This is a genomic window from Paraburkholderia metrosideri (genome assembly GCF_904848625.1).
Classification (GTDB): Bacteria; Pseudomonadota; Gammaproteobacteria; order Burkholderiales; family Burkholderiaceae; genus Paraburkholderia; species Paraburkholderia metrosideri.
The window spans coordinates 495,599-508,308 of the sequence record NZ_CAJHCP010000001.1 but is presented as its reverse complement, the minus strand read 5'-3'; the positions used below and the strand labels follow the sequence as shown (position 1 = coordinate 508,308).

Genomic DNA, 12,710 nt, shown 5'->3' with positions numbered 1-12,710 from the left:
GCGATCAACGCGCCAGGAGCGCGCAAGCACGCTCAGTTGGCGTTCTTCACTTCCGGCTTCAGCGACATCGGATCGGACGGATTACGCAAGTGCTCGATGTCTTCGTGACGCAGTTCCACGGTCGCCATGATGCCAGGGTGCGTGACGATGTAGAAACGCCGCGCGGCGATGGCCTCGAACGTAATGTCGGCGACGTTGTCGGCGGTCAGCTTGCCCGAACGCACGGCGCGCTGGAGTTGTTTATCGGCAGCGATCTGCGAACGGGTGGGTCCGCTATCGTTGCGCAACTCCGCAGGGCGCGCACGCTCCGCGTCGGCGATACCGGTCGGCACGAACGCCGGGCACAACAGCGAGCAGCCGACCAGCGGGCCTGCCGCCGAGACGTTCGCGCCGTGAGCGGCATGTGCGGCATGTGAGGTTTGGCCCGCCTGCGCCAGCTGCAAATCGTGGTACAGCGTCTCGGTCAACGACACCACCGCGTGTTTCGACGCGTTGTAGATGCCCATCGCAGGCGGCGACAGCAAGCCCGCCACCGACGCCGTGTTGACGATATGCGCGGGCTCGTTCTGCGCCAGCATGATTGGCGTGAAAACTCGCACACCGTGCGCGACGCCCATCACGTTGACGTTGAAAACCCACGCCCAGTCGTTCGCCGAGCTTTCCCACAGGAAGCCGCCCGAGCCCACGCCCGCGTTGTTGAACAGCAGATGCACCTTGCCGAACGCATCGAGCGCCGCCTGCGCGAGCGCTTCGACCTGAGCCGCGTTCGATACATCGGTCGGCACGCCGATTACTTCGACGCCGTTCGAGCGCAACGCGTCGACCGTTTGTGCAAGCGCATCGGGATTCACGTCGGCCAGCACGAGCTTCATGCCGAGCGACGCCCCCTTCTGCGCGAACGCGCGGCCAAAGCCGCTGGCCGCGCCGGTGATCACGGCCACCTTGTCTGCGAATTCGAACATAGCGAGATTCCCCGGGGTTGAGCGGCGCGTGGTCGACGCGCCGCGGCTGCAGATTTTCAGCGGGTTCAGATCAGCTTGACGAGCTGCTTGCCGAAGTTCTTGCCCTTCAGCAGACCCATGAAAGCCTCAGGCGCAGCGTCGAGCCCTTCGGCGATCGTCTCGCGATACTGCAGCTTTTTCTGCGCGACCAGCGTGCCGAGTTGCTTGAGCGCTTCGGGCCACACTTCCATGTGCTCGCTGACGATAAACCCTTGCACCAGCAGCCGCTGCGTCAACATCAGCGAAGGATGCTTGAGCGGGATCGGCTCGCCGTCATAGCCCGCGATGAATCCGCACAGCGCGATACGCCCGAACGCGTTCATGCGCGCGAGCGTCACGTCGAGCACTTCGCCACCGACGTTTTCGAAGTAGCCGTCCACGCCGTCCGGCGTCACCGCCTTCAGGTCCTTATACAGATTGCCCGCCTTGTAATCGACACATGCGTCGAAGCCGAGTGTCTCGACCACATACCGGCACTTGTCCGCGCCACCCGCAATGCCGACCGCGCGTGCGCCGGCCAGCTTCGCCAGTTGGCCGACCACGCTGCCCACCGCGCCGCTTGCCGCGCTGACTACGACCGTCTCGCCCGCTTGCGGCGCGATGATCCGGTTCAGTCCATACCAGCCGGTGACGCCGGGCATGCCGACCGGACCGAGATAGACGGACAGCGGCACATGCGTGTCGTCCACCTTCTGGATGCCGCTGCCGTTCGAGGTGCCGTATTCCTGCCAGCCGAACATTCCGACGACCTTGTCGCCGACTGCGTACTTCGGGTTGTTCGACTCGACCACTTCACCCACCGTGCCGCCGATCATCACTTCGTCGAGCGGCTGCGGCGTTGCATATGACTTGGCGTCGCTCATGCGGCCGCGCATGTACGGATCGAGTGACAGGTAGTGATTGCGCACGCGCACTTCACCGTCGGCGAGCGGCGCAAGCGGCGTTTCGACGAGACGGAAATTATCGGGCGTCACCGCGCCTTGCGGACGCGAAGCGAGCACGAGTTGACGGTTGATCTGGGTCATGACGGGCGTCTCCTTAAATTGTTTATGAATGAGATGACGATGATCTGTCGAAGCAACCAGCGATTGATTTCAACGGTTCGAGCGACGAGCGCTGAGCGCAACAGCGATCAGCCGTCGCTGGGGCCGGGTTTCGCCGACGGGTCGCTGCGCAAACGCTGTTGCGTCACGTCGCGGCCCACGGCGAGGCGTCGCATATATTTGAACGTACCGAGCGCCTTGGCGACGAAGTGGCCTTCGCTGTCGCGAATCTCGCCTTCGCAATAGGCCATCGTGGTCGAGCGGTGCAACACGCGGCCGGTCGCGCGCAATTCACCACGGCCGGGCTGCATGAAGTTGACTTTCATTTCGACGGTGACGACGCCAACGCCGTCGCCAGCCAGACTGCGCGCGGCCATCGCAAGCGCGACATCGGCGAGCGTCATCGTGACGCCGCCATGCGCGACGTCCCACGTGTTCATGTGATCCGGCTGCAACGGCAGCACGACTTCGCTAATGCCGTCGGCGGCCGACAGCAGTTGCGCGCCGAGCCGGTCGACAAACGGGCTCTCAGGCAGCGTAGTGTTGCCGGGTTGAGTGGATGAGGATGGATCGGTCATTGCGGTATTCAGATTTCGTCGTCGATGGCAGGTGCAGCACCACCAGCGTATTCGTTGAACTTCAGAGTGCGTGGATGCGTACTTCGCTCACACCCACGCGCAGCAGGAAATGATACCCGCTATGGCACGAACGCATGCGCCGCCATCCGCGTAGCGAGCCGCCCCAGCCTGCGGATTGCTTCATCCGCGCGCTCGAGATCGGTATCCGGGCAACTCAGCCGAATGAAATGATCGAAGCGTCCACCGTTCGAAAACACAGTGCCGGGCATCACCCGAATACCGTCTGCGAGAGCCGCCTCGAAGAAGGCCGCCGACGACACCTCGCGCGGTAACTCGATCCAGAAAAACATCCCGCCGCGCGGCGGCGTGAAGCGCGTGCCGTCGGGAAACGACGCTGCCACCGCCGCGGCCATTCGCTCACGCTGAATCCGCAAGCTCTCGCGCAGGCGCCGCAAATGGCGTTCGTACGCGCTGGTTTCCAGAAACCCCGCCAGCACCACTTGCGACAGTTGCTCGTTATGCCGCGATTGCGCGAACTTCAGCATGCCGATGCGCGGATGCCAGCGGCCACCGTTGATCCACCCCACCCGCATACCCGGTGCGAGCGATTTGTTGAACGACGTGCAATGGATCACGGTGCCGTCCGTGTCCCATGCCTTCAGCGACCTGGGCGGCTGCGCGGCGTCAACCAGTTCGCGATACGGATCGTCCTCGATGAGCGCGATGCCGGCACCTGCGCACAATTCGACGAGACTCGCCTTGTGCGCATCGGGCATCACACTGCCGAGCGGATTTTGCAGATTCGGCACGACCATGACAGCCTTGAGATCGGGATGCGTTTGCAGCGCGAACGTCAGCGCTTCGACCGAGAGGCCGGTGGTCGGACTCGCTGGAATTTCCAGCGCGCGCAGACCGAGGCTTTCGAGCACCTGCAACAAGCCGAAAAAACAGGGCGATTCGACCGCGACGGTGTCGCCTGGCTGCGTGACCGCCCGCAACGCGAGGTTCACGGCTTCGATGCCGCCGTGAGTCATGATGATGTCGTCAGAAGCGATCTGAATGCCGGCCTCCAGCGCACGGCGCGCAATGATCGCGCGCAAGCCCGGATCGCCCTGATCGGGACCGGCGGCGGTCAGCAACGTGGGCCGCTTGCGCAACGCGCGCAGTGCGGCTTTCTGCAACGCGTCGGTGGGAAAGAGATCGGACGATGCGGTCGCGCCACCGAGATTGAGCGCGTCCGGGTAGCGCTGGAATGTCGCCACGATCGATGAAATGGCCGAGTGAATGCCGACGAACTGGGCGGCACCGGGCAGCATGGCCAGATCGGGTTCGGACGCCGCGGGCAACGCTGCCGTTTGCGGTGCACGCACGAAATAGCCGGCGCGCGGCCGTGCATCGATCAGCGCGGCGCGTTCGAGCACACGATAACTCTCGGTCGCCGTCGCGAGGCTCACGCCGTGGCGCTGCATGAACGCGCGCATGGACGGCATGCGGTCGCCTGGACGCAGCACGCCGTTGCCGATTGCGCGGCGATACTGATCGGCCAGTTGCCGGTAAAGCGGCTGGGTATCCGTTGGGCGGTCCAAAGACTGGCCCTGGTGGCTGACGATGACTTGGCTCATGAACCGATGGTGCGGGCAGTGCGCATGTCGCGACAGATACAGATCGGCACGATTCCAACCGATACAGCATGCGGGTAAGCACTTCTGTACCGGTTCAGATTACCGAAAGCTGTGGCTGTTTTCACGCGAGTGGACTCAATAAGCTGGGTGACATGAAACATGAAAACTGTTTAAAGGAATCCGGTCATGCCTGTGCGTCAATCCCAATCCTGTGATGGCCTGCCATTCGACGCTGTACCCACTGCACCGTCCTGCATTGCCGCAGGCCAGATCAGCGTGCGCGATCTGCAAGCCGGCACCTCGATCGTGGCCACCGAAGGCACCCTGCAACTCAGCTTTCGCGATCATTCGCTTGCGTGGCTCGGCAACGCCGTTCCGCTTAGGTCGATCACGCTGCACGAAGGCGAGCAATTCGTGACACCGCAACGCGGTGTCGTGTCGATTAGCGCAGCCAGCCCCGGTAGCGTGGCGTTCGTCGTGCAGACTTCGCGCGCCGAAAACGTCGCCCGCCGGGTCGTCAATCAGGCTGTGCATCGTCTGGCGGCGCTCGTCAACGCGAAGCGGCGGCGCATCGCCTGAACGCGTCTGCCCAGGTTCACGCGGCAGCTACAATGCATGTCCAATCGCTTCCTTCGAGGTGCCGGTCATGTCCTTCGTTCGCGCGCTGCTGTCCGGTACTTTCACCCGTGTTTTCCGTCTTGTCGCGATCGGCGCGCTCGTCTGCGTCGCGCTCAACGGGTGTGCCGGATTGTTCGGCGGCGACCCGCTGCGCGTCAATGTCGCCGGTATCGAGCCGATCGACAATCAGGGACTCGAAATGCGCTTCAACATCAAGCTGCGCGTACAGAATCCTAACGACTCCACGGTCAACTTCAACGGCATCTCGATCGATCTCGATCTGAACGGCAAGCCCTTTGCCAGCGGCGTCAGCGATCAGAGCGGCACGGTGCCGCGCTTTGGCGAGACCGTGATCAGTGTGCCGCTGAGCGTGCCGGCGTTCACGGTGGTTCGCCAGGCGCTCGCGTTACCCGGCGCAATGGAATCGGGGCAAATTCCGTACACGCTACGCGGCAAGCTCGCCAACGGCCTGACCGGCACCACGCGATTCATCGATCAGGGAACCTTGAAGCTGCCGGTTGCGGGCCTTGGCTCGCAGTAGGTGTGCACTAGTCGCGTAGTAGCCGCTCAGTAGCAGCTCAGTAGCCGTACAGGCGGTTAAAAAACGGGCGCCACGGTTCACTGTCATCACGTTGAACCACTGGCACCCGCTCCTTCCGATTTCACCGCCGTGCGCGCTGGATCACACCACTTCAAACAATCCCGCCGCGCCCTGCCCGCCGCCGATACACATCGTCACGACGACGAGTTTCGCGCCGCGCCGCTTGCCTTCGATCAGCGCATGGCCCGTCAGGCGCGCGCCCGACACGCCATACGGATGGCCGACCGCAATCGCGCCGCCGTTCACATTGAGCCGGTCATGCGGAATGCCGAGCTTGTCCGCGCAATACAGCACCTGCACGGCAAACGCTTCGTTCAGTTCCCACAGGTCGATGTCCTCGACCTTCAGGCCGGCCTGCTTCAGCAGTTTCGGCACGGCGAACACCGGGCCGATGCCCATTTCGTCCGGCTCGCAACCCGCCACTGCGAAGCCACGGAAAATGCCGAGCGGTTGCAGACCTTCCTGCTCCGCGACCTTCGCGTTCATCACGACGCAGGCCGACGCGCCATCCGAGAACTGGCTCGCATTGCCTGCCGTCACGACGCCACCCGGCATCGCGGTACGAATCTTCGACACGCCTTCGAGCGTCGTGTCGGCGCGAATGCCCTCGTCGCCGCTGACGGTGACTTCCTTCGTGAAGAGACGGCCGGTCGCCTTGTCGGCGACACCTGCGAGCACGGTCAACGGAACGATTTCGTCTTTGAACTTGCCGGCTTCGAGCGCGGCCGCCGCACGCTGTTGCGAGCGCACGCCGTATTCGTCCTGGCGTTCCTTCGAGATCGAATAGCGCTTCGCGACGTTTTCGGCGGTCTGCAGCATCGACCAGTAGATTTCCGGCTTGTTCTGGCTGAGCCAGCCTTCGGTCATCATGTGGCGGTTCATTTCGTTCTGCACACACGAGATCGATTCCACGCCGCCGGCGACGAACACGTCGCCCTCACCGGCGATCACGCGTTGCGCGGCGAGCGCAATGGTCTGCAAGCCCGACGAACAGAAGCGGTTCACTGTCATGCCCGGCACGCTGACCGGCAGACCCGCGCGCAGCGCGATCTGCCGCGCGATATTCATGCCTGTCGCGCCTTCCGGATTCGCGCAACCCATGATCACGTCCTCGACGCGAGCCGGGTCGATTTTCGCGCGCTCGACGGCGGCCTGGGTCACGTGGCCGCCTAGCGTCGCGCCATGCGTCATGTTGAAACCGCCGCGCCATGATTTGGCGAGCCCCGTGCGGGCGGTCGATACGATTACGGCATCAGTCATGCATGTCTCCTATGTCGACGGGAGTTAGCGCTTCAGCGCTTACTCCCGTCCCATGCCATTGTGTATGTCGACGGGAGTTAGCGCTTTAGCGCTTACTCACGTCCCATACCATCGCGTATGCCAACGTAAGTCAGCGCTTCAGCGCCTGCTCACGTCCCATACAAATTAGTCGGTACGTCAAGCTATCGATCATCGCGCGCCAGCAGTTCGCCGTGCGCTCAAAACACCTCAACGCACCCCCTCAGTCATTCCAATCGGGTAGCCCGTCGCGTACTCAACCGTTGGTATTAAAACCCCGGCCCTTCGCAGCCAGCTCCGCAATACTCGGCGCGATCTTCCACGCGTCGCCATTCGCCCGCGATGCGTAGCGGCGAATCGCGCGCTCGACGTTATAGAGGCCGACTGTGTCCGCGTACAGCATCGGACCGCCGCGATGAAGCGGGAAGCCGTAGCCAGTCAGATAGACCATGTCGATATCCGACGCCTTCGACGCAATGCCTTCTTCGAGAATCTTCGCGCCTTCGTTGACGAGCGAAAAAACAAGGCGTTCGACGATTTCCTCGTCGCTGATCTTGCGGCGCCCGGCGTTGGTATCTTTCGAGAACTCGCCGATCATCTCGTCGACCACTTTCGATGGATACGCAGCGCGGTCCCCCGCCTTGTAGTCGTACCATCCCGCACCGGTTTTCTGGCCGAAGCGCCCCATCTCGCACAGACGGTCGGCGACCTTCGAGTAGTGCATGTCGGGATGCTCCTGATAGCGCCGCTTGCGAATCGCCCAGCCAATGTCGTTGCCGGCCAGATCGCTCATCCGGAACGGACCCATCGCGAAGCCGAACTTCTCGATGGCCTTGTCGATCTGCGCGGGCAATGCGCCTTCTTCGAGCATGAACAGCGCCTGGCGGATGTATTGCTCGATCATCCGGTTGCCGATAAAACCGTCGCAAACGCCCGAGACCACGGCCGTCTTCCTGATCTTCTTCGCGAGCTTCATCACAGTGGCCAGCACGTCTTTCGACGTTGCCTTGCCACGCACGACTTCAAGCAGCTTCATCACGTTGGCCGGGCTGAAGAAGTGCATGCCGACCACGTCTTGCGGACGCTTCGTGAATGCGGCGATCTTGTCGACATCGAGCGTCGACGTGTTCGACGCGAGAATCGCACCGGGTTTCGCCACTTCGTCCAGCCGCTTGAACACCTGCTCCTTCACGCCGAGTTCTTCGAACACGGCTTCGACGATCAGATCGGCCTGCTTGAGGTCGTCGTATGAAAGTGTGGGCGTGAGCAGCGCCATGCGCTGTTCGAGCGCTTCGGGCTTGAGCTTGCCCTTTTTCACCGTGGCTTCGTAGTTCTTGCGGATCGTCGCAAGGCCACGGTCGAGCGCTTCCTGTTTCGTTTCCAGCAGCGTGACCGGAATGCCCGCGTTGATGAAGTTCATCGCGATGCCGCCGCCCATCGTGCCCGCGCCGATCACGGCCACTTTGCTGATCTCGCGCACCGGCGTATCGGCAGGCACATCGGGAATCTTGCTCGCCGCACGCTCGCCGAAGAACGCGTGACGCAGCGCATGGCTTTCCGGCGTCTGCACGAGCGCCATGAAGCATTCACGCTCGAATGCGAGACCCTTGTCGAAACCGTTCTGCACGCCCGCTTCCACCGCGTCGATACACTTTTGCGGAGCCGGGAAATTCTTTGCGATGGCCGCGACGCTATTGCGTGCGAACTGGATAAAACCGGCCGCATTCGGATGCTCGATCTTGCGATCGCGCACTCGCGGATGCGGGCCCGTTTTCGCACCGACCTTGCGTGCAAACGCCAGCGCCGCTTCGGCCAGATCGCCTTGCACGACTTCGTCGAAGAGACCCGAGTCGGCGAGCTTTTCCGACAGCACCGGCGCACCCGACACGATCATGTTCAACGACGCTTCGAGCCCGATTGCACGCGGCAGACGCTGCGTGCCGCCCGCGCCCGGCAGGATGCCGAGCTTCACTTCCGGCAGCGCGATCTGCGCGCCGGGAGCGGCGATCCGGTAATGCGCGCCGAGCGCCAGTTCCAGCCCGCCGCCCATCGCGACACTGTGAATCGCCGCGATAACGGGCTTTGCGCTGCCTTCGACGACCTTGATGACCGTGCCGAGCGTCGGCTCCTGAGTCGCTTTAGGCGTATTGAATTCGGTGATATCGGCGCCGCCCGAAAAGGCTTTGCCCGCGCCCGTCAGCACGATGGCCTTGATGGCCGGATCGTTCTGCGCGCGCTCGATCCCGTCGACGATGCCCGCTCGCGTCGAAAGGCCGAGGCCATTCACGGGAGGATTGTTCAGCGTGATGACGGCCACGCCGTCATGAGTTGTGTAGTCCACTGCCATCTGCCTGCCTCCATGCGATCCATGCAATGAGGCGGCACGTTGCGTGCCGCCTGTCCGGTTCATCGAGCTGGCGCGTTACTCAACTGCGGCGCAACTCATTGTCCATCTTTCCGATTGTCCGGGGTCAGCAGGCAGAATACACAAAAAAGCACGCTCGTTCAATTTATCGTTAGGCGGGGTTTCCCCTGGCAAGCGGACAGTTCTTTTCGTCTTCCAGCGCGGAAGGCAGCACGTGATTGCGGAAGATGTCGCGCAGCCTGAGTTTTTGCAGCTTGCCGGTGGCCGTGTGCGGCAGTTCGTCGACGAAGGCGACGTCGTCGGGAATCCACCATTTCGCCACCTTGCCGTCGTAGAACGCGAGCAGTTCTTCACGCGTCACGTCGAAGCCCGGACGCTTGACGACCACCAGCAGCGGACGCTCGGTCCACTTCGGATGCGCGCATGCGATACACGCCGCCTCCGCCACCGCCGGATGAGCAATCGCGACATTCTCGACGTCGATCGAACTGATCCACTCGCCGCCGGATTTGATCACGTCTTTTGAGCGGTCGGTGATGTGCAGAAAACTGTCGGCGTCGATGGTCGCGACGTCGCCGGTCGGAAACCAGCCGTCCACCAGCGGCGACTCGTCCTTGCGGAAATACCGGTCGATCACCCACGGCCCGCGCACATGCAGATCGCCGAACGCGACACCGTCCCACGGCAATTCACGCCCATCTTCGCCGACGATTTTCATATCGACGCCATAGAGCACATGGCCCTGCTTTTCGAGCGATTTGCGTTGCTCGGCAAGCGGCCGCTGGCTCTGCTCCCACGTCAGTTTAGACAGCGTGCCGAGCGGCGACATTTCGGTCATGCCCCATGCATGGATCACCTGGATGCCGTAGTCGTCTTCAAAGGTGCGCAGCATGGCCGGCGGACACGCGGAGCCGCCGATCACCGTGCGGTTGAGCGTCGAAAACTTCACGCCCGCTTCGCGCATGTAGTTCAGCAAGCCGAGCCATACGGTCGGCACGCCCGCTGAAAACGTGACGCCCTCGCTTTCCATCAGTTCATAAAGCGATTTGCCGTCGAGATCCTTACCGGGCAGCACCAGCTTCGCGCCGGTCAGCGGCGCCGCGTGCGGCGCGCCCCACGCGTTCACATGGAACATCGGCACGACCGGCAGGATCGCGTCGCGCGCAGACAGGCACATCGCATCGGGTAACGCCGCGCCGAACGCGTGCAGCACCGTCGAGCGATGCGAATACAGCGCGCCCTTCGGATTGCCGGTGGTGCCGGACGTATAGCAAAGGTAAGACGCCTGACGCTCGTCGATAGCCGGCCAGTCGAAATGGCCGTCCTGCGCGTCGAGCAACCTTTCGTAGCAGAGCACCGGCGTTTGCATCGACGGCAGATGCGCTTCGTCGGTCAGCGCGATCCAGCCGCGCACTTTCGGACATTGCGGCGCGAGGCAGTCGACCAGCGGCGCGAAGGTTGCGTCGAACAGCACGTACGCGTCGTCTGCATGATTGACGATGTAGGCGATCTGATCGGGAAAAAGCCGTGGGTTGATCGTATGGCACACCGAGCCGAAACCGGCCGTGCCGTAATACGCTTCCAGATGCCGGTAGCCGTTCCACGCGAGCGTCGCGACCCGCTCGCCGGGTTCGACACCGAGCGCGATGAGCGCCTGCGCGAGCTGCTTCGCGCGCTTTTCGCAGTCCCGGTAGGTATAGCGATGCAGATCGCCTTCAATGCGCCGCGACACGATTTCGCTACTGCCGAAATGCCGCGCGGCATGCGCGAGCAACGAGGACACGGTTAGCGGCACGTCCATCATCTGGCCCAGCAGCGGCGTCGTCATAAAACAGGGTCTCCTCGGCTTGTTCTGTTTCGCTCAGGTTGGATTCGGGCCGGGAGCCGTGAGGACTTGCGTGGACGCGTCGGGATGCGCCGCCGGACACCGCTTCAAGGCCGGCGAAAGATCGTTACGACAGCGTCAACAGGCTGGCCAGCAGCTCCGCAGGCGCGGACTTACAATATCGGTTAATCCAGAGGCGCTCAATATGTCGTTTTCCCCAAGCATTGCAGGGTTATCCGAAGCGGTAGCGGATCTTTCCAACGCGTTGACTGCATCGTCCGCGAGCGGGTTTGCGCAGCTCGGCAGCGCGTTTCTGACGCGCCTGCCAGCGGCGCCGTTACCCGCACCTTACATGGTCGGTTTTTCCGCGGAGACCGCCGCGCTGCTCGGTCTCGACGCCGACATTCAGCACGATCCAGGCTTTGCCGAGCTGTTCTCCGGCAACCTCACGCGTGAATGGGCAGCGGACAAACTGCCCTACGCGTCGGTCTATTCGGGCCACCAGTTCGGCGTATGGGCCGGACAACTCGGCGACGGCCGCGCGCTCGGCCTCGGCGAAATCGAACATGCCGGGCAGCGTTTCGAGCTGCAACTCAAAGGCGCTGGGCGCACGCCCTATTCGCGCATGGGCGATGGCCGCGCGGTGTTGCGTTCGTCGATCCGCGAATATCTGTGTTCGGAGGCGATGCATCATCTCGGCATTCCGACTACCCGCGCGTTGTGCGTGATCGGCTCCGATCAGCCGGTACGCCGCGAAACCGTCGAAACGGCTGCCGTGGTCACCCGCGTGTCGCCGAGTTTCGTGCGCTTCGGCCACTTCGAACACTTCTATTCGAACGATCGGACCGACGCACTGCGCGCGCTCGCCGATCACGTGATCGAGCGTTTTTATCCGCATTGCCGCGACGCGGAAGATCCGTATCTCGCGCTGCTTGGCGAAGCAGTCACGTCCACCGCCGACCTGATGGTCGAGTGGCAGGCGGTCGGCTTCTGCCACGGCGTGATGAACACCGACAACATGTCGATCCTCGGTTTGACGATCGACTACGGTCCGTTCGGTTTCATGGACGGCTTCGACGCCGGCTACATCTGCAATCATTCCGATTCGCAAGGCCGTTACTCGTACAAGATGCAACCGCAAATTGCGTACTGGAATCTGTTCTGTCTCGCCCAAGGCTTACTGCCGCTACTCGGCGAACAGCATGAAGAAAGCGTGCGCGGCGACAAGTCGATTGAAGATGCACAGCGTGTGCTCGGCGGTTTCAAGGCCCGCTTTGCGCCCGCGCTGGAACGCCGGATGCGCGCGAAGCTCGGGCTAGACCTCGAGCGCGACGGCGACGACACGCTGGTCAACCGCCTGTTCGAAGTGATGCACGCGAACCGCGCCGATTTCACGCTGACGTTCCGCCATCTCGCGCGCATGTCGAAGCACGACGCGAGCGGCGATGCGCCGGTGCGCGACCTGTTCCTCGACCGCGCCGCGTTCGACGCATGGGCGAACGACTATCGCGCGCGTTTGTCCCACGAAACACGCGACGACGCCGCGCGCGCCATTGCAATGAACGCGGTGAACCCCAAATTCGTACTTCGCAATCACCTCGCGGAAACGGCGATCCGTCACGCGAAAGAGAAGGATTTTTCCGAAGTGGAGCGCCTCGCCGCGGTGCTGCGCCGCCCGTTCGACGAGCAACCCGAGCATGAAGCGTATGCGGGGCTGCCGCCAGACTGGGCGAGTTCGCTGGAAGTCAGTTGCTCGTCGTGATGCGCGCAAGCCGCCCA

10 protein-coding genes are annotated in these 12,710 nt (G+C 62.9%); 3 read left to right on the top strand and 7 right to left on the bottom strand.

The window, feature by feature from the left end:
* Positions 1 to 32 precede the first annotated feature (32 nt).
* The 4 genes from LMG28727_RS02195 to LMG28727_RS02180 form a co-directional block, all read right to left on the bottom strand.
* Positions 33 to 962, bottom strand: a complete 930-nt coding sequence (locus LMG28727_RS02195; RefSeq protein ID WP_201640663.1) for an SDR family oxidoreductase — start codon at positions 960 to 962, stop codon at positions 33 to 35.
* 65 nt (positions 963 to 1,027) lie between these two features.
* Positions 1,028 to 2,026: an NADP-dependent oxidoreductase gene (locus LMG28727_RS02190; RefSeq protein WP_201640662.1), complete on the bottom strand. Its 999-nt coding sequence runs from the start codon at positions 2,024 to 2,026 to the stop codon at positions 1,028 to 1,030.
* A 107-nt stretch (positions 2,027 to 2,133) separates the two neighbouring features.
* Positions 2,134 to 2,622: a PaaI family thioesterase gene (locus tag LMG28727_RS02185; protein ID WP_201640661.1), complete on the bottom strand. Its 489-nt coding sequence runs from the start codon at positions 2,620 to 2,622 to the stop codon at positions 2,134 to 2,136.
* Between the two features lie 119 nt (positions 2,623 to 2,741).
* Positions 2,742 to 4,244 (bottom strand): aminotransferase-like domain-containing protein, encoded by a 1,503-nt coding sequence (locus tag LMG28727_RS02180; RefSeq protein ID WP_201640660.1) that lies wholly within the window; start codon positions 4,242 to 4,244, stop codon positions 2,742 to 2,744.
* A 186-nt stretch (positions 4,245 to 4,430) separates the two neighbouring features.
* Here LMG28727_RS02180 and LMG28727_RS02175 point away from each other — a divergent pair, with 186 nt between their 5' ends.
* Together LMG28727_RS02175 and LMG28727_RS02170 are read left to right on the top strand one after the other, a co-directional pair.
* Entirely contained in the window at positions 4,431 to 4,823 is a 393-nt protein-coding gene (locus tag LMG28727_RS02175; protein ID WP_201640659.1) for a hypothetical protein, read from the top strand.
* Between the two features lie 67 nt (positions 4,824 to 4,890).
* Positions 4,891 to 5,403, top strand: a complete 513-nt coding sequence (locus LMG28727_RS02170) for an LEA type 2 family protein (RefSeq protein ID WP_201640658.1) — start codon at positions 4,891 to 4,893, stop codon at positions 5,401 to 5,403.
* Between the two features lie 141 nt (positions 5,404 to 5,544).
* Here the strand turns inward: LMG28727_RS02170 and LMG28727_RS02165 are convergent, their stop codons facing one another.
* The 3 genes from LMG28727_RS02165 to LMG28727_RS02155 all read right to left on the bottom strand — a co-directional run bounded on the left by LMG28727_RS02165 (position 5,545) and on the right by LMG28727_RS02155 (position 10,934).
* Entirely contained in the window at positions 5,545 to 6,723 is a 1,179-nt protein-coding gene (locus LMG28727_RS02165; RefSeq protein ID WP_201640657.1) for an acetyl-CoA C-acyltransferase, read from the bottom strand.
* Between the two features lie 274 nt (positions 6,724 to 6,997).
* Positions 6,998 to 9,088 carry a 3-hydroxyacyl-CoA dehydrogenase NAD-binding domain-containing protein gene (locus LMG28727_RS02160; RefSeq protein ID WP_201640656.1) on the bottom strand — a complete coding sequence of 697 codons (2,091 nt, stop codon included), beginning with the start codon at positions 9,086 to 9,088 and terminating at the stop codon, positions 6,998 to 7,000.
* 169 nt (positions 9,089 to 9,257) lie between these two features.
* Positions 9,258 to 10,934 (bottom strand): 3-(methylthio)propionyl-CoA ligase, encoded by a 1,677-nt coding sequence (locus tag LMG28727_RS02155; RefSeq protein ID WP_201640655.1) that lies wholly within the window; start codon positions 10,932 to 10,934, stop codon positions 9,258 to 9,260.
* Between the two features lie 202 nt (positions 10,935 to 11,136).
* On the opposite strand from LMG28727_RS02155, the gene LMG28727_RS02150 reads away from it, so the two are divergent.
* On the top strand, positions 11,137 to 12,693 hold the full coding sequence (locus LMG28727_RS02150) for a protein adenylyltransferase SelO (protein ID WP_201640654.1): 1,557 nt from the start codon (positions 11,137 to 11,139) through the stop codon (positions 12,691 to 12,693).
* The last annotated feature ends 17 nt before the right edge of the window (positions 12,694 to 12,710 follow it).